17 protein-coding genes are annotated in these 20,339 nt (G+C 74.9%); 4 read left to right on the top strand and 13 right to left on the bottom strand.

Going from position 1 to position 20,339, the window contains the following annotated elements; translation table 11 throughout:
• Nucleotides 1-77: 77 nt before the first annotated feature.
• The 9 genes from AB0D45_RS04680 to AB0D45_RS04640 all read right to left on the bottom strand — a co-directional run bounded on the left by AB0D45_RS04680 (nt 78) and on the right by AB0D45_RS04640 (nt 10,306).
• Nucleotides 78-788 carry a GntR family transcriptional regulator gene (locus AB0D45_RS04680; RefSeq protein ID WP_361596381.1) on the bottom strand — a complete coding sequence of 237 codons (711 nt, stop codon included), beginning with the start codon at nt 786-788 and terminating at the stop codon, nt 78-80.
• A gap of 56 nt (nt 789-844) precedes the next feature.
• Entirely contained in the window at nt 845-1,837 is a 993-nt protein-coding gene (locus AB0D45_RS04675) for an ornithine cyclodeaminase family protein (protein WP_362455275.1), read from the bottom strand.
• Nucleotides 1,834-2,844 (bottom strand): proline racemase family protein, encoded by a 1,011-nt coding sequence (locus AB0D45_RS04670; protein ID WP_362455274.1) that lies wholly within the window; start codon nt 2,842-2,844, stop codon nt 1,834-1,836. Before AB0D45_RS04670 ends, AB0D45_RS04675 begins: the two co-directional genes overlap by 4 nt.
• A complete protein-coding gene (locus tag AB0D45_RS04665; protein ID WP_362455273.1) occupies nt 2,841-3,845 on the bottom strand; it encodes a proline racemase family protein in 1,005 nt (334 codons plus the stop codon). The genes AB0D45_RS04670 and AB0D45_RS04665 overlap by 4 nt, the downstream gene beginning before the upstream one ends.
• A 17-nt stretch (nt 3,846-3,862) precedes the next feature.
• Nucleotides 3,863-4,789 (bottom strand): dihydrodipicolinate synthase family protein, encoded by a 927-nt coding sequence (locus tag AB0D45_RS04660; RefSeq protein WP_362455272.1) that lies wholly within the window; start codon nt 4,787-4,789, stop codon nt 3,863-3,865.
• Between the two features lie 76 nt (nt 4,790-4,865).
• On the bottom strand, nt 4,866-6,326 hold the full coding sequence (locus tag AB0D45_RS04655) for an NAD(P)/FAD-dependent oxidoreductase (RefSeq protein WP_362455271.1): 1,461 nt from the start codon (nt 6,324-6,326) through the stop codon (nt 4,866-4,868).
• Nucleotides 6,307-6,621 carry a (2Fe-2S)-binding protein gene (locus AB0D45_RS04650; protein ID WP_361596538.1) on the bottom strand — a complete coding sequence of 105 codons (315 nt, stop codon included), beginning with the start codon at nt 6,619-6,621 and terminating at the stop codon, nt 6,307-6,309. Before AB0D45_RS04650 ends, AB0D45_RS04655 begins: the two co-directional genes overlap by 20 nt.
• Nucleotides 6,622-6,659: 38 nt before the next feature.
• Nucleotides 6,660-7,820, bottom strand: a complete 1,161-nt coding sequence (locus tag AB0D45_RS04645) for an FAD-dependent oxidoreductase (protein ID WP_362455270.1) — start codon at nt 7,818-7,820, stop codon at nt 6,660-6,662.
• Between the two features lie 92 nt (nt 7,821-7,912).
• Nucleotides 7,913-10,306: a collagenase gene (locus tag AB0D45_RS04640; RefSeq protein WP_362455269.1), complete on the bottom strand. Its 2,394-nt coding sequence runs from the start codon at nt 10,304-10,306 to the stop codon at nt 7,913-7,915.
• A gap of 169 nt (nt 10,307-10,475) precedes the next feature.
• Here AB0D45_RS04640 and AB0D45_RS04635 point away from each other — a divergent pair, with 169 nt between their 5' ends.
• Nucleotides 10,476-11,849, top strand: coding sequence for an aminopeptidase P family protein (locus AB0D45_RS04635; protein ID WP_362455268.1), 1,374 nt, complete (start codon nt 10,476-10,478; stop codon nt 11,847-11,849).
• A gap of 11 nt (nt 11,850-11,860) precedes the next feature.
• On the opposite strand, the gene AB0D45_RS04630 is transcribed toward AB0D45_RS04635, so the two are convergent.
• Nucleotides 11,861-12,259 carry a RidA family protein gene (locus tag AB0D45_RS04630; RefSeq protein ID WP_361596408.1) on the bottom strand — a complete coding sequence of 133 codons (399 nt, stop codon included), beginning with the start codon at nt 12,257-12,259 and terminating at the stop codon, nt 11,861-11,863.
• Entirely contained in the window at nt 12,256-13,380 is a 1,125-nt protein-coding gene (locus tag AB0D45_RS04625; RefSeq protein ID WP_361596411.1) for an acyl-CoA dehydrogenase family protein, read from the bottom strand. Before AB0D45_RS04625 ends, AB0D45_RS04630 begins: the two co-directional genes overlap by 4 nt.
• 135 nt (nt 13,381-13,515) lie before the next feature.
• Here AB0D45_RS04625 and AB0D45_RS04620 point away from each other — a divergent pair, with 135 nt between their 5' ends.
• The 3 genes from AB0D45_RS04620 (at nt 13,516) to AB0D45_RS04610 (ending at nt 17,145) form a co-directional block, all read left to right on the top strand.
• Entirely contained in the window at nt 13,516-15,135 is a 1,620-nt protein-coding gene (locus AB0D45_RS04620; RefSeq protein ID WP_362455267.1) for an AMP-binding protein, read from the top strand.
• Nucleotides 15,136-15,139: 4 nt separating this feature from the next.
• Nucleotides 15,140-15,940 carry a PaaX family transcriptional regulator C-terminal domain-containing protein gene (locus tag AB0D45_RS04615; protein WP_361596417.1) on the top strand — a complete coding sequence of 267 codons (801 nt, stop codon included), beginning with the start codon at nt 15,140-15,142 and terminating at the stop codon, nt 15,938-15,940.
• A gap of 314 nt (nt 15,941-16,254) precedes the next feature.
• The gene (locus tag AB0D45_RS04610; RefSeq protein ID WP_362455266.1) at nt 16,255-17,145 is read left to right on the top strand and encodes a GNAT family N-acetyltransferase; all 891 of its coding nucleotides are present in this window, start codon (nt 16,255-16,257) and stop codon (nt 17,143-17,145) included.
• Nucleotides 17,146-17,236: 91 nt separating this feature from the next.
• On the opposite strand, the gene AB0D45_RS04605 is transcribed toward AB0D45_RS04610, so the two are convergent.
• Both AB0D45_RS04605 and AB0D45_RS04600 read right to left on the bottom strand, forming a co-directional pair.
• A complete protein-coding gene (locus AB0D45_RS04605; protein WP_362455265.1) occupies nt 17,237-19,498 on the bottom strand; it encodes a bifunctional salicylyl-CoA 5-hydroxylase/oxidoreductase in 2,262 nt (753 codons plus the stop codon).
• A gap of 4 nt (nt 19,499-19,502) precedes the next feature.
• Nucleotides 19,503-20,330, bottom strand: coding sequence for an enoyl-CoA hydratase family protein (locus AB0D45_RS04600; protein ID WP_362455264.1), 828 nt, complete (start codon nt 20,328-20,330; stop codon nt 19,503-19,505).
• Nucleotides 20,331-20,339: the final 9 nt, after the last annotated feature.

Here is a 20,339-nt window from a genome sequence, read left to right as displayed (position 1 = left end):
TTGGGCCCGGACCAGAAGGTCCGGGCCCTGGGGCGTACGGGAGCCTGCCCGGCGGCGGCGCTCCGGGTGACGCGGGGTCAGAGCCCCGAGCCGAGACCGCCCGGGGTGCGGCCCACCGGTTCGTCGCGGCCCTGGGCCCAGAGGGAGCGGACATGGCCGAGGTGGCGCTGCATGCAGGCCTCGGCGGCCTCCGCGTCGCCGGTGAGCATCAGGTCGAGCAGCTCGATGTGCTCCTCGGCGGAGGAGACCAGCTTGCCGGCCTCGTCCAGGCCCGTGAGGCCGTAGAGCCGCGAGCGCTTGCGCAGGTCGCCGACGGTCTCGACCAGGCGCTCGTTGCCCGCGAGGGCCAGCAGGCCGAGGTGGAAGCGCCGGTCGGCCTCCAGGTAGCCGATGAGGTTGTGCTCGCGGGCGCTGCTGACGATCTCCTCCGCGACGGGGCGCAGCCGCTCCAGCTGCTCCACCGTGGCGATCTTGGTGATCTTGCCGATGGTCGGGACCTCGATCATCGTGCGCAGCTCGGTGTACTGGTCGAGGTCGCGCTCGCTGACCTCGGTGATCCGGAAGCCCTTGTTGCGGACCGGTTCCACCAGGCCCTCACGGGCGAGGTCGAGCATGGCCTCGCGGACCGGGGTGGCCGAGACGCCGAGCTCGGCGGCCAGGCCGGGCGCCGAGTAGACGCTGCCCGGGCGGAGTTCGCCCGCTATCAGGGCCGCCCTGAGGGCGTGGCCGACCTGGTCGCGGAGCCGCTCCTGCGCCTTGATGAGACTGTGCTGCTTCAGGTCACCCATTGCTCTTCCTCCGAGACCCCGCACACCAGCGACGGGCAGGGGAACAGCGTACAATGTCACGTTTCGCTGCTGACCCCGGCTGCCGACCGGTAGATCGCCACCGCCACCGCCAGATCCTCCCAGGCCATGCCGACGCTCTTGAAGAGCTGTGGACGACTCGGCCGGACGGGGCGGGGATGCCGGCCCGCGACCAGGTCGGCGAGGGTGGCGCTGATATGACCGGGTCCGATCGCCCCCTCGGCCTCCGGGACCAGCAGGTCCCCCGCCTCGCGCAGTGCCGCCGCCCGCGACTCCACGTACACCGCCGCGCGTCGCACGAGGGCGGTGTCCGTCTCGCGGGCGTCCGGCTCGTGGGAGCCGACGGCGACGACCACCGCTCCCGGGGCGACCTGCCGCCCGTCGAAGAGCGGCTCGCGGGCGGTCGTGCAGCACAGGATCAGGTCGGCCCCCGCCACCTCCTCGGCGCTGCCCGTGCCGGTGCGGGCCGCGACCCCGAGGGCGTGGGCGTGCGCCGCCAGCTTCCGGGCGCCCTCGGCGCGCCGGGCGACGACCACCACCGCCGCCGCCTCCCGGACGGCCAGGGCCGCTTCGAGGTGGCCGTACGCCTGCGGGCCCGAGCCGAAGAGCAGCACCCGCAGCGGCCGTCCGGCCGGGGCCAGGTACCGCAGGGCGAGCGCGGACACCGCCGGGGTGCGCAGGGCGGTCAGGGCCGCGCCGTCGAGCAGGGCCAGCGGGCGCAGGGTGGGGCCGTCCAGCAGGAGGTAGCTGCCGGTGATCCGGGGCAGCCCGCGGGCCGGGTTGCCCGGGGCGACCCCCGCGATCTTGACCCCGGCGTACGCGGCCGTGGCGGCCGGCATCAGCAGCAGCTCGCCCCCCGGCACCGCGACGCCGGTGCGCTGCGGGCAGGCCTCCGGGTCCAGGCCGGCGCGCAGGGCGTCGGCCAGGGCGTCGGCGGCCCGCGCCGGGGTGAGCAGGCGGGCCATCTCCTCGGCGCCGAACTGCGGGAGCCCGGCTCCGGCCCCGCCGGGTGGGGCGGGCGGGGCCGTCACAGGAGGAAGCCCGCGCCGAGGGCGTCGTACGGGTCGGCGGTGAAGACGTGCTCGCCGGTGCGGTAGGCGGTCCCGGTGACCTCGGTGACTCCGTCCGCCAGGATCCTGCCGGTGAAGACGGTGCCGATCACCGACTCGTGGAGCAGGTCCTCCCCCGCGCCGAGCCGGCCGTCCTCCGCCAGCAGCGCGAGCCGCGCCGAGGTGCCGGAGCCGCAGGGCGAGCGGTCGGTCTGCCCGTCGGCGAAGACGGTGACGTTGCGCTGGTGCGGCCCGAACGGCGTGTCGGGCAGCTCCTCGTACAGGACCACCCCGTACACCCCGGAGAGCAGCGGGCCGCCGGGGTGCCAGGTCGCGGGGTGGGTGGCCAGCGCGGCCCGGATCTCCCGGCCGGCCCGTACCAGGTCGGGCAGGGCGGCCGGGGTGACCTCCAGGCCGAGGTCGCGGGCGCGGACGGAGGCGTAGCAGGCCCCGGCGTGCGCGATGTCCGCCTCCGCGATGCCCAGGGTGGTGGCCACCGGGACCTTGCGGGCGGCCACCCGGGCCGGGACGTTGCGGAAGGTGACCCCGGTGGTGCGGCCCTGGGCGCGGTGGACGGTGGCGCCGACCCGGCCGGACGGCACGTCGATGCGCACCTGGACGTCGCCGTCGTCGGGGGCCGCGACCCGCCCGGTGTCCACGGCCCAGGCGCCGAGTGCCATGGTGCCGTGGCCGCAGGCGGTGGAGTAGCCGTCCTTGTGCCAGAACAGCACCCCGAAGTGGGCCCCGTCGTCGTTCGGGGGGACCACGAACCCGCCGTACATCCCCGCGTGCCCGCGCGGCTCCTGCACCAGCAGGCGCCGTACGTCGTCCAGCGCGCCCCGGCGCGGAGCGGTCCCGGAGCCCCCGGGTCCGATGGCGGTGGCGCAGCGTTCGGCGACGGTGTCCCCGGGGACGGGGGGAAGTCCGTCCGAGACGATCCGGAAGGGCTCCCCCGCCGCGTGGTAGTCGGTGGTGCGGACGGTGGTCACAGGAGGAACCCTCCGGGGAAGGGGTCGGCCGGGTCCAGGAAGTACTGGGCCGTGCCGGTGATCCAGGCCCGGCCGGTGACGGTGGGGACGACGGCCGGGTGCCCCGCGACGGTGGTCTCCCCGACGAGCCGGCCGGTGAACTCGGTGCCGATGAAGGACTCGTTGACGAAGTCCGTGCCGAGCGGCAGCAGCCCCCGGGCGTGCAGCTGGGCCATGCGCGCGCTGGTCCCCGTACCGCAGGGCGAGCGGTCGAACCAGCCGGGGTGGATGGCCATGGCGTGCCGGGAGCGGCGGGCGTCGGAGCCGGGGGCGGCGAGGTAGACGTGCTTGATCCCGGCGATGGAGGGGTTCTCGGGGTGGACGGGGCGGTCGGGACCCGCGTTGACGGCGTCCATGACCGCGAGCCCGGCGGCGATCAGGTCCTCCTTGCGGGCCCGGTCGAAGGGGAGCCCCAGGGCGTCGAGTTCCACGAAGGCGTAGAAGTTCCCGCCGTACGCGAGGTCGTAGGTGACCGTGCCGAAGCCGGGCACCTCGGTCTTCAGGTCGAGGCCGACGCAGAACGAGGGCACGTTGGTGAGGGTGACGGCGGTGGCGGCGCCGTCCTCGACGCGCACGTCCACGCTCACCAGCCCGGCCGGGGTGTCGAGCCGGACGGTGGTGACCGGTTCGACGGCCGGGACCATGCCGGTCTCGACGAGCACCGTGGCCACCCCGATCGTGCCGTGCCCGCACATGGGCAGCAGGCCCGACACCTCGATGTAGAGCACGCCGAAGTCGGCGTCGGGCCGGGTGGGGGGCTGGAGGACGGCTCCGCTCATCGCCGCGTGGCCGCGCGGCTCGTACATGAGCAGGGTGCGGACGTGGTCCATGTGCTCCATGAAGTGGAGCCGTTTGTCGGCCATGGTGGCGCCGGGGATCACCCCGACTCCCCCGGTGATCACCCGGGTGGGCATGCCCTCGGTGTGCGAGTCCACCGCGTGGTAGACGTGGCGCGTGCGCATTCCAGCCCTCCCGGGGGTTAGTTGAGGCCTTCGGCGAGGGCCTTCTCGGTGGCCGCGCGGACGGCCGCCTCGGTCTCCCCGGTGAGCGGGAAGCGCGGCGGGCGGGTGGCGCCGCCGGGGCGTCCGGCCAGGTCCATGGAGAGCTTGATGGCCTGGACGAACTCGGTCTTGGAGTCCCAGCGCAGCAGGGAGTGCAGGGACTTGTACAGCGGCAGGGCGGCGGCGAGGTCGCCGGCGACCGCGGCCCGGTAGAGGGTGGCGCAGGCCTGCGGCAGGGCGTTGGGGTAGCCGGCGATCCAGCCGACCGCGCCGGCGAGGGCGAGTTCGAGGAGGACGTCGTCGGCGCCGATGAGCAGGTCGAGCCCGGGGGCGAGTTCGGCGATCTCGTAGGCGCGCCGGACGTCGCCGCTGAACTCCTTGACGGCGACGATGCTGCCGTCGGCGTGGAGGCGGGCGAGGAGGGAGGGGGTCAGGTCCACCTTGGTGTCGTACGGGTTGTTGTACGCGACGACCGGTAGGCCGGCCCCGGCGACCTGCGCGTAGTGGGCGCGTACGGTCTGCTCGTCGGCGCGGAAGGCGTTCGGGGGCAGGAGCAGGACGGAGCCCGCGCCGGCCTCGGCAGCCTGGTCGGCCCAGCGGCGGGCCTCGTCGCTGCCGTACGCCGCGACGCCGGGCATGACGCGGGCGCCGTCGCCGGCGGCGTCCACGGCGGTGCGGACGACCCGGGCCCGCTCCTCGTCGGTGAGGGTCTGGTACTCGCCGAGGGAGCCGTTGGGGACGACGCCGTCGCAGCCGTTGGCGAGGAGCCAGGCGACGTGTTCGGCGTAGGCGTCGTGGTCGACGCTGAGGTCCGCGCGCAGGGGCAGCGTGGTGGCGACCATGATGCCGTGCCAGGGGCGGGTGCGGGTGTCGGGGCGGGGCGCGGGGGTGGGCGCGTGGGTCATGAGGGGACTCCCTAGTGTGGTGTGTGACATTTTACTAGTGGGTGTGAGGCGGCCACAAGGGTCCGGACGGACCGGATCAGCGGCCGGAGGGGGGAAGTCCGGGATCCGGCGCGGGCGTCGGCTCCAGGCCGGCGAGGTGGCGCAGCGGGACCGGGCAGGACAGCGGACGGCGGTCGGGCGCCGGCGCCTCGCCCGCGAGGGCGGCCACGGCCGGACCGCACATCCGGCCCTGGCACCACCCCATCCCGGCCCGGGTGAGCAGTTTGACCGTACGGGCGTCCCGCGCCCCCAGCTCCGTCACGGCCTCGCGGATCCGGCCGGCCGGCACCTCCTCGCAGCGGCACACGTCGGTCTCCTCCCGCAGCCAGCCGGTCCAGTCGGAGCCGGGGCGGTGGGCCGCGCCCATGGCGTCGGCGAAGGCGCGCAGCCGGGCGCGGCGGCGGACGAGGCTGGCGGGGGCGGGCCGTCCGGCGACCGCGTGGGCGGCGATCTCCCCCTCGGTGAGGGCGAGTTCGGCGCCGCCGATGCCGCCGGTCTCGCCGGCGGACCAGATCCCGGGGACGGAGGTGCGCTGCTCCGCGTCCAGTTCCAGGGCGGCCGTGCCGTCGGGGCTGTGGCGGGTCGCACAGCCGAGGCCGGTGGCCAGCTCCAGCTGCGGCACCAGGCCGTGGCCCACGGCGAGGGCGTCGCAGGGGACGCGGCGGGCGGTGCCGGGCAGCGGGCGCCAGTCGGCACCGAGACGGGCGATGGTGACGGCCTCGATCCGGTCGCGGCCGTGGGCCTCGGTGACGGCGTGCCGGGTCAGGAGGCGGATGCCGTGGCGCAGCAGGGCGCCGCCGTACGCGGCGCCCTCGGCGAGCTTCGCCGGGTTGCGGAGCAGGGCGGAGGCGTGCGGGGCGTACGCGGTGTACGCGGCGGCCTCGACCACGGCCGGGACGGTGGCTCCGGCGGCGGCGAGGGAGCCGGCCACGGCGAGGAGGAGGGGGCCCGAGCCGGCCACGACGATGCGCCGGCCGGGAAGGACGAGGCCGCTCTTGAGCATGGCCTGGGCGCCGCCCGCGCCGACGACGCCGGGCAGGGTCCAGCCGGGGAACGGCAGTTGGCGTTCGAAGGCGCCGGTGGCCAGGAGGACGTGGCGGGCGCGGAGGGTGGCCGGCTCCTCGTCGGGGCCGTGGCCGGCCACGGCATGGAGGGTCCAGGTTCCGGAGGGGGCGGGGAGCACCGTCCAGACGTGGTGCCGGGGGAGGTAGGTGAGCCGGCCCGCCGTCCGGTGGGCGTGCAGGGCGGCTTCGCGGGTGGCGAAGGCGCGCCAGCCGTGGTGCAGGGCCTGCGGGCGGGCGGCGCCGAGGGCGGGGGCGGGGTGGCGGTAGTACTGGCCGCCGGGGCGGTCGCCGGCGTCGAGGAGGGTGACGCGCAGGCCGAGGCGGGCGGCGGTGACGGCGGCGGCGAGGCCGGCGGGGCCGGCGCCGACGACGGCGAGGTCGGCGGCTTCGCCCGCGGCGGCGGGGCCGGCGGCGTCAGACGGCGAGGTCGGCATGGCCGGTGCCTTCCTGGGTGGTGACGGAGTCCCCGGGGCGGGCGGGGACGAGGCAGGCCCGCTGGTTGGGGCGGCCGTTGACGGTGACGAGGCAGTCGTAGCAGGCGCCGATCCCGCAGAAGGCGCCGCGGGGTGCGCCGCCCCCACGGGTGGTGCGCCAGGCGAGGATCCCGGCGGCCCAGAGGACGGCGGCGACGGACTGGCCCTCCTGGGCCGGGAGTTCGCGGCCGTCGAAGGTGACGGGGAACGCGGCCGCCGGGCTGCCGCCCACCAGCTCGCGGGGGCTGCGCATCAGGGGTCTCCTCGGGGGTGCTCTGCCCGGGCCGGGCGTGGTCAGGGGGCGGCGGCCGCGCGGGCCGCGGACGGCGTCGGGCCGTCCGGGAAGCGGTCGGGGCGGAAGGGGGCGAGGGGGACCGGGGGTTCGGTGCCGGTGAGGGACGCCGCGATCAGGGCACCGGTCGCCGGGGCCAGGCCGATGCCCGCGCCTTCGTGGCCGCAGGCGTGGAAGAGGCCGGGCACCCGGGGGTCGGGGCCGATCGCCGGGAGGTGGTCGGGGAGGTAGGGGCGGAAGCCGTGGTAGGTGCGGATCACCTTGGCGTCCGCCAGCACGGGGAACAGGGTGGCCGCCTGGGCCGCCAGGCGGCGCAGGGCCTCCGGGGACAGGGTGCGGTCGAAGCCGACGCGTTCGCGGGTGGCTCCGATGAGGACGGGGCCCGAGGGGGTGCCCTCCACGACCGCCGAGGACTGGAGCGCGGCCGAGTCACTGGCCACGTCGGCGATGTAGTCGGCGGCGTACACCTTGTGGCGGACCACGCGCGGGAGGGGCTCGGTGACCAGGACGAAGCCCCGGCGCGGCAGTACGGGGAGGGCGGCGCCGGCGAGGGAGGCCACGGCGCCCGCCCAGGTGCCCGCCGCGTTGACGACCGCCGGGCTCCGCAGGGTGCGCCGGGAGGTGTGCACGCCCCGCACGGTCCCCGACTCCAGGACGAGGCCGGTGACCTCCTCGCCCAGGTGGAGCGTCGCGCCGGACGCCGACAGGAGACGGGCCGCCGCCTGGGCCGGGTGGACCTGGGCGTCCTGGGGGTAGTGGAAGCCGCCCGCCAGGCCCCGGGCGAGGTGCGGTTCCAGGTCGTGCAGGGCGTCCGGTGCCACCTCGGTGGAGAGGACCCCGGCGGCGCGCTGCCCTTCGGCGAAGTGGCGCAGGGCCTTCAGGGTGGTCTCGTCCGGGGCGACGACCAGGCCGCCCTTCGGCTCGTACTCGACCGCCTGCGGGAGTTGCGCGGCCAGGTCGCGCCAGAGGCGGACCGAGAGGAGGGCCAGGTCCAGTTCGGGGCCCGCCTCCTTGTCGGAGACGAGCAGGTTGCCCTCCCCCGCGCCGGTGGTGCCGCCCGCGACGGGTCCACGGTCCACCACCGCCACGGACAGGCCGGAGCGGCTCGCGTAGTACGCGCACGCGGCTCCGACGACGCCGGCGCCAATGATCACGACGTCCATGGTCAGTAATATGTCACATTCTTTTGAGGGTGCCTAGGGGAAGCCCGGCCGGTCCCGCCCCCCGTTCGGGTCCGGGACCGGCCGGGGGCGGATCAGCTGCGCAGCGGGCCCTCGCAGCTGTAGGAGGCGGACCCCGCGGTCTTGGTGGCCCAGATCTCCACCGGACCGAAGGAGCAGTTCATGTCGGCCAGGTTGTTGGAGGCCGCACCGGCCCGGTCGAGGATGAAGTAGTCCACCGTCTCGGACATGTCCTTGAAGTTCTGGTCGTCGCTGCGCCAGTTCTTCAGGTTCGCCGTGATCCGGCCGGTGCAGGTGAAGCGGCGCTTGCCCGGGTCGCCGTTCTCCACGCAGTCGGGGGTGTTGTACGTGGCCGTCGCGAAGGAGGACTTCACCGAGGCGAGCGCCGAGTCGCGCAGCCGCTCGTTCGGGGTGAAGACGGTGTTCGGCACGTACAGCTGGTCGACCTTGGCGATCTGGGCGTCCAGGAAGCGGTTGTAGTCGCGCTGGAGGTAGGTGTCCGCACCCGTGCGGTGGCGCCACGCGTCGTAGCCGGCGACGTCGTTGGCGCGCAGGTGGGCGTACATCTCGCGCAGCAGCGAGGGCTTCTCGGTCCACAGGAACTCGAAGAACGTGCCCGCGTAGCTGTAGAAGCGGAAGCCGTCGCCGTCGTAGGTGGCGTTCAGCAACTGCTCGACGGTCATCCGGGGGCCGCCGCCGGCGGTGTCGCTGATGATGCTCTTGACCAGGGACTTGCGGACCGCGATGCCGTTGTCGCGGGTGGCGCCGTCGAAGAACTCGGCGGTGCCCTCGTCCATGGCGGTCGTGCGGTCGCCCTCGTACCAGGGGCCCTCGCCGAAGAAGCCGGGCACGGCGAAACGGCCGTTGAGGTAGTGCGTGTACTCGTGGCGGAAGAGCTCCTCGAGGGTGAGGGAGGAGTCCTGCGGCACGCGGCGCTGGTAGGTGTAGAAGGTGGCGCCGTTCTCGATGTAGATGCCGCCGTTGTTGGTGCCGTAGCCGGTCAGGATCGGGTGGTAGTTCTCGTAGTCGGCGCGGGAGGCGTAGAGCACGATGTTGAGGGTGGTGTTCGGGTCTCCGGCGAGCGGCTGGTCGGTGCCCAGGACGCGGTGGAACTGGGTCTTGACCTGCTTGCTCGCGTAGTAGAGCTGGTCGACGGTGGCGCGGTCCAGGGCGGTGCGGACCTTGATGGCGCCGTTGTCGTAGGTGTAGGTGTACGGGAAGATCTGCTTCTCGATGTCCTCCTTGCACACCGCGTACGGCTTGCAGGCCCCGTAGACGTTCAGCCAGGAGACGACCTTCGCCCAGGGTTCGCTGCCGAACGCGGACTTGACCGGCTCCAGCATGGCGCCGAGGTCGGCAACCACCTGGTCCCTGAGGCCCTCCACCTGCCCGAAGCGGCCGTACTCGCTGAGGGTGTCGCGCACCACCCAGGCGTTGCCGGTGCCCTTGAGGTGGGTGTAGCCGACGAAGGCCTTGAAGGCGGCCCGGTACGCGGCGTCCCCCGCGACCGCCGCGTGGAAGGCCGTGTCGTCGTTGCCCGGGTAGACGCCCAGGTAGTTGGTGGAGAGCGCGGCGAGGGCGGCGCCCGCCCAGCCGGCGTCCAGGTGCGTGGCCGGGTGGGCCGGGTCCATGGTGGCCAGGACCTTCTTGATCAGGCCGAGCTGGTACTGGCGCAGGCCCGGGCCGGCGGCGTAGAGGGCCTCGCGCAGGGTGCGGGCGTTGGTGGGGGTGACGTCGAAGGTCCGCGCGGCGTTGCCGAAGTCGTCGATGGCCTTGCGTATCGCGGCGGTGGTGGGGGCGTCGGTGACGTCGATCTCGTCGCGCGAGAAGTCGTGGTAGGCGACGGCGTGCAGGTAGGTGAACATCTCCTCCAGGTGGGAGGAGTTACGGCCGTCGTGGGCGGCGGCCAGGGTGGATATGCGGCGGGAGACGGCCTGGACGTGGGCGTCGGACATGACGGGCGCCAGGCGGGCGTCCCAGGTCCAGATCAGCCCGCGCAGACAGCCGTCGGCGGTGACGGCCTGGTCGCCGAGGAAGTCGGCGAACTGCTCCGGCGTGAGGTTCCTGATCCCGTCGAGGGTGCAGGGGACGCCCCCGGCGACGCTCTTGGCGGTGGGCGCGGACCCGGGGGTCGTGCGGCTCTTCTCCGCGCGTTTGGCAGCGCGCGAGGAACCCGGGGCCTCCGCCACCGGCGCGGCGCCGGGCACCCGGCCGTCGGTGACGGCTCCTCCGCCGGGGGCCGGGGCGGGCGCCGGGACCAGCTCCTTGGCGTCGGCCAGGCGGTCGACCTCGTCGAAGGGGTTGGGCGCCGTGGCCGGCGCGGCCGGGGCGCCGGCGGAGAAGGTGGTGGCGGGGGCGCCCCGCTCGGCGGCGGCGGCCTGGGTCACGGCCTGGCCGGCGGTGGCCAGGAGGGTGACCGCGACGGCGGCGGAGAGGAGAGACGTACGCACAGCTCTGGACTGGGACACCGGGAACTCCTGTTGGGAGGGAGGTGGGGGAAGGTGCGTGAACTGCCCTGCGTCACGCGGCGTTTGACGGGGATTAACGTGCCGCGGTGTGAGCTGTAACATAGTAATGTGAAATTGCACTGACAAGACCTGTGCGCACACCAGTTCAGTACTTCTTGAGGGAGCCCCAGTGACCGACACCTCCTCCCGCCTGAACACGGGCAGCCACGACCTGCCGGTATCAGACGAGTTGTCCCGCTTCATGGCGGGGAAGTGGGCGCCCTCGCCGTCGGCGGGCACCGCGCGCGCCGCCTCGTACGCCGTCACCCCCGCCCGCCGCGCCCGGCTCTCGGCGCGGTTCCCGGGCGAGCGGCTCCTCGTACCGGCCGGCGAGCTGAAGGTGCGCACGAACGACTGCGACCACCGCTTCCGGCCGCACAGCGCCTACGCCTGGCTGACCGGGCTGACGGGCGAGGACCAGGTCGGCCACGTCCTGGTGCTGGAGCCGTCCGGGCCGCACGGCCACGAGGCGGTGCTGTACGTACGGCCCCGCTCGCCCCGGGCCGACGGCAACGAGGAGTTCTACCGCGACCGGCGCCACGGAGAGTTCTGGGTGGGCCGCCGCCCGGACCTGGCGGAGGCGGAGCGGCTGACCGGCATCCGCTGCGCCCACCTCGACGCCCTCGGGACCCCGCCGGGCCGCGACGCCGCCACCGACCCGGAGCTGGCCACCGCCCTCGCCGAGCTGCGCCTGGTCAAGGACGCCTGGGAGGTGGAGCAGCTCCAACTCGCCGTCGACCACACGGCGGCCGGCTTCGAGGACGTCGTACGGGCCCTGCCGCGCGCGCTGGCCCACCCGCGCGGGGAGCGCTGGATCGAGGGGGTGTTCGGTCTGCGCGCCCGGGCCGAGGGCAACGGCACGGGCTACGAGACGATCGCCGCGTCGGGCGCCCACGCGTGCGTGCTGCACTGGATCCGCAACGACGGCCGGCTGGACCGGGACGAACTGCTGCTGCTGGACGCGGGCGTGGAGACGGACACCCTCTACACGGCCGACATCACCCGGACGCTCCCGCTGTCGGGCCGGTTCTCCCCCGTGCAGCGGCAGGTCTACGAGCTGGTGCTGGCCGCGCAGGAGGCCGGCATGGCGGCGCTGCGGCCGGGCGCGAGCTTCCGGGACTTCCACCGGGCCGGGATGCGGGTCATCGCGGAGGGGCTCACCGAATGGGGCATCCTCAAGGACGCGCGGGGCGACCTGCACCGGCGGTACACCCTGTGCAGCAGCGGGCACATGCTGGGGCTGGACGTCCACGACTGCGCGAAGGCGCGGGCCGAGACCTACCTGGACGGGGTGCTGGAGGAGGGCCAGGTCCTGACGGTGGAGCCGGGCCTCTACCTCCAGCCGGACGACGAGACGCTCCCGGCGGAGCTGCGCGGCATCGGCGTGCGCATCGAGGACGACCTGGTCATCACGGCGGACGGCGCCCGCCTGATGTCGGGCGCCCTGCCGCGGACGGTGGCGGGCATCGAGGAGTGGATGGGCTCCCTCCTCGACACCCGCTGACGGGCGCCCCGCTAGGGCAGCACCGCGATGCCGTCCAGTTCCACCTGGGCTTCGGTGTCCCACAGGCGGACCACCCCGATCACCGCCATCGCCGGGTAGTCGCGGCCCGCAAGGCGGCGCCAGACGCGGCCCAGCTCGGCGGCGTGTACGCGGTAGGCCTCCACGTCCACCGCGTACACCGTCACCCGGGCCAGGTCGGACGGGGCCCCGCCGGCCGCCGCGAGGGCGGTCAGCAGGTTGGCCAGGGCGCGCTCGAACTGCTCGGGGAGGGTGTCGCCGACCACCTTCCCGGAGCCGTCCAGCGCGGTCTGGCCGGCCAGGAAGACGATCCGCGAGCCGGCCGCCGCCACGGCGTGGGAGAAGCCCGTGGCCGGGGACAGTTCCGGCGGGTTGAGGCGCTCCGGGCTCATCGCGCCGCCACCCCCCGGTAGAGCTCCTTGGCGATGATGGTGCGCTGCACCTCGCTCGCCCCCTCGTAGATCCTGGGCGCCCGCACCTCCCGGTACAGGTGCTCCAGCAGGTGGCCCCGGCGCAGGGCGGCCGCGCCGTGCAGCTGGACGGCGTGGTCCACCACGTACTGGGCCGTCTCCGTGGCCAGGAGCTTGGCCATGGCCGCCCGGCCGGGGACGTCGGCGGCCCCGCTGTCGTACGCGCCCGCCGCCGCATACACCAGCAGGCGGGCGGCCTCGGTGCGGGTGGCCATCTCCGCCACCCGGTGCGCGACCGCCTGGAGGTCGGCGAGCACCCCGCCGAAGGCGGTACGCCCGGCCGTGTGGGCCAGCGTCGCGTCGAGCGCGGCCCGGGCCATGCCGACAGCGAATGCGCCCACGCTCGGCCGGAAGAGGTTCAGGGTCTGCATCGCGACGCGGAACCCCTGCCCGGGCTCGCCCAGGACGTCCTCCCGGCCGACCGGCACCCCGTCGAAGGCGAGCGAGCCGATCGGGTGCGGGGAGAGCATCTCCAGGGCCTCGCCGCTGAGCCCCGGCCGGTCCGCCGGGACCAGGAAGGCCGTGATGCCCTTCGCCCCCGGCGCCTCACCCGTCCGGGCGAAGACGGTGTAGAAATCGGCTTCGGGCGCGTTGGAGATCCAGCACTTCGCTCCCTCCAGCCGCCAGCCCGGCCCGTCCTGCGCCGCCGTCAGGGCGAGCGCCGCCGCGTCGGAGCCGGCGCCCGGCTCGCTCAGTGCGAACGCCGCCACGTACCGCCCCGCCCGCACCCCCGGCAGCCACCGCTCCCGCTGGGCCGCGCTGCCCGACCGGAGCACGGGATGCGCCCCGAGCCCCTGGAGCGCCAGGGCCGTTTCCGCCTCGGTGCACCCGTAGGCGAGGGACTCCCGCAGCAGGCACAGCTCCAGCGCGCCCGAGCTGAAGACCCGCTCCAGCAGCCCCAGTTCCCCCAGTTCGGCCAGCAGGGGCCGGTTCACCCGGCCGGGCTCGCCCTTCTCGGCGAGCGGCCGCAGCCGGTCGCGCGACAGGGTGCGCAACCGGCCGCACCATTCCTCTTCTTCCGCCCCGAGCGCGAATCCGGCCATCCGAATGCCCCCAAGTCCCGTCGACACTCTTATCGCGTCCTGTTGACTGCCGTCACCATCACGATACGCTCGGAACGCAGTCCGCACGGCCGGCTCCATCCCGAAACCCGGACGTTGCAAGGGGGCGAACCCGCCTTGGAGCTCAAGCCATCCGCTCACGCCGACACCTTTGCCCGTGACCACCTGCCGCCCGCCCACGCCTGGCCGCAGCTCGTCTTCGACCTGCCCGAATTGGCCTACCCGGACCGGCTGAACTGCGGCGCCGAACTGCTCGACGCCACCATCGAGCGGTTCGGACCCGACCGGCCCGCCTTCCGCGACGGCGCGGGCGCCGTGTGGTCGTACGGGCAGCTGCGCGAACGCGTCGACGCCCTCGCCCACGCCCTCACCATCGACCTGGGCGTCGTCCCCGGCAACCGGGTGCTCCTGCGCGGGCCCACCGGCCCCTGGCTCGCCGCCTGCTGGCTGGCGGTGATGAAGGCGGGCGCGGTGGCCGTCACCGTCCTGGCCCAGCAGCGCGCCCAGGAGCTGGCGACGGTCTGCTCGATGGCCCGGGTCGGGCACGCCCTGTGCCATGTGAGCGCCCTCGACGACCTGGCCAGGGCATCGGTGCCCGGGCTGCGGATCACCCCCTACGGCGGCGGGGGCGAGGACGACCTGCTGCGGCTGGCCGAGGCGCACACCGCGCCCTACCCCGCGGTCGGGACCTCCGCCGACGACGTCGCCCTGATCGCCTTCACCTCCGGGACCACCGGGCGCCCCAAGGGCTGCATGCACTTCCACCGGGACCTCCTCGCCGTAGCCGACACCTTCTCCCGCAACGTCCTGCGCCCGCGCCCCGACGACGTGTTCGCCGGCAGTCCGCCGCTCGGGTTCACCTTCGGCCTCGGGGGGCTGGTCGTCTTCCCGCTGCGCGCCGGCGCCTGCGCGCTGCTGCTGGAGCAGGCCACGCCCCGCACCCTGCTGCCCGCGCTCGCCGAGCACCGGGTCACGGTGCTGTTCACGGCGCCCACCGCCTACCGGTCGATGCTGGACACCCTCGGCCCGTACGACACGGGGGCCTACGACCTGTCGGCGCTGCGCCGCTGCGTGTCGGCCGGCGAGAACCTGCCCGCCGCCACCTGGCAGGCCTGGTACGAGCGCACCGGGCTGCGGATCATCAACGGCATCGGCGCCACCGAGCTGCTGCACATCTTCATCTCCGCCGCCGACGAGGACATCCGGCCCGGTACCACCGGCCGGGTGGTCCCCGGCTGGCAGGCGCGGGTGGTGGACCCCTCCGGGCGGCCCGTGCCCGACAACGAGCCGGGGCTGCTGGCCGTGCGCGGTCCGGTGGGCTGCCGGTACCTGGCCGACCCCCGGCAGGACGAGTACGTACGGGGTGGCTGGAACCTGACGGGCGACACCTACGTCCGCGACCCGGAGGGGTACTTCCGCTACGTCGCCCGCGCCGACGACATGATCATCTCCTCGGGCTACAACATCGCGGGCCCGGAGGTCGAAGAGGCCCTGCTGCGCCATCCGGACGTGGTGGAGGCGGCGGTCGTCGGCCGCCCCGACGAGCGGCGGGGCCAGATCGCGGTGGCGTACACCGTCCTGCGGGAGGGAGTAGTGCTGACGGAGGAGGCGCTGCGTACCTTCATGCTGGCGGAGCTGGCCCCCCACAAGTGCCCGCGCTCCTTCGTCTTCCTCCCCTCGCTCCCCCGGACGGCGACCGGCAAACTGCAGCGGTTCCGGCTGCGCGATCTAGAGTGAACCCGTGGTCGAGCAGCACACCCCGCGGTCTTTGATCGTCACTTTCTACGGAGCCTACGGGCGGTCCTTCGAGGGGGCCGTACCGGTCTCGGCGCTGGTCCGCCTGCTGGGCGCGGCCGGTGTCGACGCGCCCTCCGTCCGCTCCTCGGTGTCCCGGCTGAAGCGACGCGCCTTCCTGGTGCCCGCGAAGGCCCGGGACGGCTCGGCGGCCTATGCGCTCTCCGACGAGGCGCGGCAGCTGCTGGAGGACGGGGACCGGCGGATCTACGGCGCCGAGCCGGTGTCGTCGGAGTGGCTGGTCGCGGTCTTCTCGGTGCCCGAGCAGGAGCGGCACAAGCGGCACCTGCTGCGCTCGCGGCTGGCCCGGCTCGGCTTCGGGGCGGTGGCCCCGGGGGTGTGGATCGCCCCGGCGCAGGTGGCACGGGAGACCGGGCACACGCTGGACCGGCTGCACCTGACGCCGTACGTGGAGCTCTTCCGCGGCGCCCACGCCGGCTTCGCCCCCACCGCCGAGGCGGTGGCCCGCTGGTGGGACCTGGCGGCGCTGGCCAAGCAGCACGAGGAGTTCCTCGACCTGCACGAGCCGGTCCTGCGCGCCCTCCAGTCGGGACCCGAGCCCACCCCCGAGGCCGCCTACCGGGCCTACCTGCTCGCCCTGGACACCTGGCGCCGGCTGCCCTACGCCGACCCGGGCCTGCCCCGCGAGCTGCTCCCGGCGGACTGGCCGGGCGACCGGGCCGCGGCGGTCTTCGCCGAGCTCCACGCCCGGCTGCGCGACACCGGCGCCCGCTTCGTGCAGCCGTAGCGGCGCGGCGCCCGTCCCCTGGAGGTGCGCCGCCGGGGTGGTGTGCGTGCTGCTCATGGTTCCTCCTCGTTCCGGTGGCCCCCACAGTTGGGGGGGCCTGCTCCTGCTCGCACTCCCAAGATCCCAGCGGCCCGTGACCCGATCCTCCCCCGCGCGGGGGGATCACCTCCCCCACGCGGGGGAGCGCACGGACCGGGCCCCCGCACGCCCGCCGCCCCCCTCCCACACGGCCGCCACGCACGGCCGCCATGCACACTCGCAGGCCGGGGCGAAAACCCGGTGCGGACCGCTTCCCGGGCCCGCCACGATGGGGCATGACATGGACCTTCAGCTCTGATCTGGCGGCCTATCTGGCCGCCGCGCGCCCCGCCGTGGCCGCGCAGCCCGTCGTCAACACCGTCCTGCTGACCGTCACCGATGCGCTGGAGCGGCGGGGCCCGCACGCCTTCGGCCCCGCCGACCCCGTCTTCGGCTGGTGGACCGGTGCCGACGGGCGCGTCGCCGGGGCCCTGCTGCGCACCCCGCCCTTCCCGCTGCTGCTCGGGGCGCTGCCCGCCGAGGCGGTCCGCGCGCTGGCCCGGGCCTTCGCCTCCGAGCCACTGCTCGCCGGGACCGGCAGCCTGAACGCCCGCCGGGCCGACGCGTCGGCGCTGGCCGGCATCTGGGGGGCGCCGGCCCGCGTCGCGGAGGAGAACCGGCTCTATGTGCTGGCCGGGAGCCTCGCCCCGGACCCGGTCCCCGAGGGCCGCGGCCGCCCCGCAGCCGAGGCGGACCTGCCGCTGCTGCTGGAGTGGGTCGGGGCGTTCAACCGGGAGTGCGCACTGCCCGGAACCGCCTCCGAAGCCGCCCTGCGCGACCGGATCTCCTACGGCGGCTGCCTGCTCTGGGAGCACGGCGGCACCCCGGTGTCCCTGGCCGGGTTCTCCCGCCCGACCGCCGGCGTCTCGCGGATCGGGCCGGTCTACACCCCGCCCGCCGAGCGGGGCCGCGGGTACGCCGCCGGGGTGACGCACGCGGCGAGCGGGGCGGCGTACGCGGCGGGCGCGGAGCGGGTGCTGCTCTTCACCGACCTGGCCAACCCCACCAGCAACGGCCTCTACCAGCGCCTGGGCTACGTCCCGGTCGAGGACCGGGTCGTGCTGGAGGGGCCGGGGGAAGGCGCTCGGCCGGAGTCGGTGACGGTGGGGAACGCCAGGCCCCGGTAGACCTGGTCGAGGACCGTCGCCGGCAGGGCGTCGGCGGTGGCCTTCCCCTCGGGCGACACGGTCAGGTCGGTCCGGATGACGAGGCGGCGCGTCAGCCCTTTCCGGTCGGGGGCTTGCGGCTGCCGGCCCGGTACGGGGCCGGCCAGGGCGCGCCCGGGCCGGCGTACCCCTGTTCGGCGGCCGCGTGCAGCGTCCAGTGCGGGTCGTACAGGTGCGGGCGGCCGAGCGCGCAGAGGTCGGCGCGTCCGGCCAGCAGCAGGGAGTTGACGTCGTCCCAGGAGGAGATCGCACCGACGGCGATGACGGGGACGCCCAGCGCGTTGCGGATCCGGTCGGCGTAGGGGGTCTGGTACGAGCGCCCGAACTCCGGGGTCTCCTCGGCGACGACCTGTCCGGTGGAGACGTCGACGGCGTCGGCGCCGTGGGCGGCGAAGGCGGCCGCGATCCGTTCGGCCTCCTCCGGGGTGGTGCCGCCGGGCGCCCAGTCGGTGGCGGAGAGCCGGACCGTCATCGGGCGCTCCTCGGGCCAGACCTCGCGGACCGCGTCGAAGACCTCCAGGGGGAAGCGCAGCCGGTTCTCCAGGGTGCCGCCGTAGGCGTCGTCGCGGTGGTTGGTGAGCGGGGAGAGGAACCCGGACAGCAGGTAGCCGTGGGCGCAGTGCAGTTCCAGCAGGTCGAAGCCGCAGTCGGCGGCCCGTAGCGCGGCCGCCGCGAAGTCGGAGCGGATCGCGGCGAGGTCGGCGGCCTCCAGGGCGCGCGGGACGGCGGACACCCCGGGCTTGTACGGCAGCGCGGAGGCGGCGACCAGGGGCCAGTTGCCGTCCGGGAGCGGTTCGTCCATGCCCTCCCACATCAGGCGCGTCGAGCCCTTGCGGCCGGAGTGGCCGAGCTGGACGCCGAGGGCGGTACCGGGCGCGCTGGTGTGGACGAAGTCGGCGATCCGCTTCCAGGCGGCCGCCTGCTCCGCGGTCCACAGGCCGGCGCAGCCGGGGGTGATCCGGCCCTCCGCGCTGACGCACACCATCTCCGTCATGACGAGCCCGGCTCCCCCGAGGGCCCGCCCGCCCAGGTGGACGAGGTGGAAGTCGCCGGGCACGCCCTCGCGGGCGGAGTACACGTCCATCGGCGAGACCACGACGCGGTTGCGCAGGGTGAGCCCGCGCAGGGTGAACGGCGTGAACATGGGCGGGGTTCCCGCCCCGGCCGCGTCCTCGGGGCAGCCGAAGTCGCGTTCCACCGCGCGGGTGAACCGCTCGTCGCGCAGCCGCAGGTTGTCGTGGGTGACCCGGCGGCTGCGGGTGAGCAGGTTGAAGGCGAACTGCCGGGCGGGCTGGTCGACGTACCCGGCGAGTTCCTCGAACCAGCGCATGCTGGCGGCCGCGGCGCGCTGGGTGCTGGCCACCGCCGGACGCCGCTCCTCCTCGTAGGCGGCCAGGGCGGAGGGGACGTCCGGCTGCCGGTCCAGGGCTTCGGCGAGGGCGAGGGCGTCCTCGACGGCGAGCTTGGTCCCGGAACCGATGGAGAAGTGCGCGGTGTGCGCCGCGTCGCCGAGCAGCACCACGTTGCCGTGCGACCAGTGCTCGTTGACGACGGTGCGGAAGCGGGTCCACGCCGAGCGGTTGCCGTGCAGCGGCCGGCCGCGCAGGGCCTCCCCGAACGTCTTGGCGCAGCGGGACACGGACTCGGCCTCGTCGCACAGGTCGAGGCCCGCGGCGCGCCACACCTCCTCGCGCATCTCCACGATCACCGTGGAGGCGTCGGCCGCGTACGGGTAGCCGTGCAGCTGCATGACGCCGTGCTCGGTCTCCGCGATCTCGAAGCGGAAGGAGTCGAGGGCGAAGTCGGCGGCGAGCCAGATGTAGCGGCAGCGCCCGGGGGTCTCGGTGGGCCGGAAGCGGGCGGCTCCGCGCGCGCGGGTGGCGCTGTGCACTCCGTCCGCGGCGACCACCAGGTCGTACGCGTTCGCCAGTTCGAAGGCGTCGGGCGCCTCGGTGCGGAAGCGCAGGCGGACTCCGAGGGCGGCGCAGCGCTCGTGCAGGATCTCCAGCAGCCGGCGCCGGCCGAGGGCGGCGAAGCCGTGGCCGCCGGAGGTCAGCAGCCGGCCCCGGTGGACGACGTCCACGTCGTCCCAGCGCACGAACTCGGCGGCGAGGGCGGCGTGCACGGCGGTGTCGGCCCGTTCGATGCCGCCGAGGGTCTCGTCCGACAGCACCACCCCGAAGCCGAACGTGTCGTCGGGCGCGTTGCGTTCCCACACCTCGACCGCGTGTCCGCGGCGGGCCAGCAGCGCGGCGGCGTAGAGCCCGCCCGGTCCGCCGCCGACGACGGCCGTCCTCATGGCGCTCGCGGACATGGGGCTACCTGCCCTTCCACTCCGGGGGCCGCTTCGCGGTGAACGCGGCGTGGAACTCTGCGTAGTCCTGGCCGTTCATCAGCAGGGCCTGGGTGTTGGCGTCCAGTTCCACGGAGGCGGTCAGGGGCATGTCCAGCTCGGCGGTGAGCAGGGCCTTGGTCTGGGCGTACGCGAGGGCGGGCCCGGCGGCGAGGTGGGCGGCCAGTTCGGCGGCCCGGGCGTCGGCCTTGCCCTCGTCGACCAGCTCGCTGAGCAGGCCGATCCGCTCGGCCTCGGCGGCGCGTACGGGCTCTCCGAGCATCAGGAGCCGGGTGGCGTGGCCGAGGCCCACGACCCGGGGCAGCAGGTAGGCGGCGCCCATGTCCCCGCCGGAGAGGCCGACGCGGGTGAAGAGGAAGGCGAAGCGGGCGGAGGGGTCGGCGATGCGGAAGTCGGCGGCGAGGGCGAGCACCGCTCCGGCGCCGGCGGCCACGCCGTGCACGGCGGCGACGACCGGGAAGGGGCATTCGCGGATCGCGCGCACCACCTGGCCGGTCATCCGGTTGAAGTCGAGGAGCTGGGCGGTGTCCATGGCGAGGGTGGCGCCGATGATCTCGTCCACGTCTCCGCCGGAGCAGAAGCCGCGCCCCTCGCCGGCCAGGACGAGGGCGCGGACGGAACGGGTCCGGGACAGTTCGGCGAGCAGATCGCGCAGGTCGGCGTAGGCGCCGAAGGTGAGCGCGTTCAGCTTCTCGGGGCGGTCGAGGGTGACGGTGGCCACGCCGTCCTGCCGGGTCACCCGCAGGTGGCGCCACCGTTCGGTCGCTGGTGTGGAACCGGTGAAGGGGCTCACACCATCGAA

This window comes from Streptomyces sp. NPDC048352, from assembly GCF_040651895.1.
Lineage (GTDB): Bacteria > Actinomycetota > Actinomycetes > Streptomycetales > Streptomycetaceae > Streptomyces.
This window is presented reverse-complemented; position numbering and strand designations above follow the sequence as displayed.

What these genes read in the sequence shown, in the direction of transcription:
- AB0D45_RS04625 (WP_361596411.1), bottom strand. Translation starts at nt 13,380, where the DNA reads ATGGCCGGATTCGCGCTCGGGGCGGAAGAAGAGGAATGGTGCGGCCGG.
- AB0D45_RS04645 (WP_362455270.1), bottom strand. Translation starts at nt 7,820, where the DNA reads ATGGACGTCGTGATCATTGGCGCCGGCGTCGTCGGAGCCGCGTGCGCG.
- AB0D45_RS04665 (WP_362455273.1), bottom strand. Translation starts at nt 3,845, where the DNA reads ATGCGCACGCGCCACGTCTACCACGCGGTGGACTCGCACACCGAGGGC.
- AB0D45_RS04630 (WP_361596408.1), bottom strand. Translation starts at nt 12,259, where the DNA reads ATGAGCCCGGAGCGCCTCAACCCGCCGGAACTGTCCCCGGCCACGGGC.
- AB0D45_RS04610 (WP_362455266.1), top strand. Translation starts at nt 16,255, where the DNA reads ATGACATGGACCTTCAGCTCTGATCTGGCGGCCTATCTGGCCGCCGCG.
- AB0D45_RS04680 (WP_361596381.1), bottom strand. Translation starts at nt 788, where the DNA reads ATGGGTGACCTGAAGCAGCACAGTCTCATCAAGGCGCAGGAGCGGCTC.
- AB0D45_RS04605 (WP_362455265.1), bottom strand. Translation starts at nt 19,498, where the DNA reads ATGTCCGCGAGCGCCATGAGGACGGCCGTCGTCGGCGGCGGACCGGGC.
- AB0D45_RS04660 (WP_362455272.1), bottom strand. Translation starts at nt 4,789, where the DNA reads ATGACCCACGCGCCCACCCCCGCGCCCCGCCCCGACACCCGCACCCGC.
- AB0D45_RS04655 (WP_362455271.1), bottom strand. Translation starts at nt 6,326, where the DNA reads ATGCCGACCTCGCCGTCTGACGCCGCCGGCCCCGCCGCCGCGGGCGAA.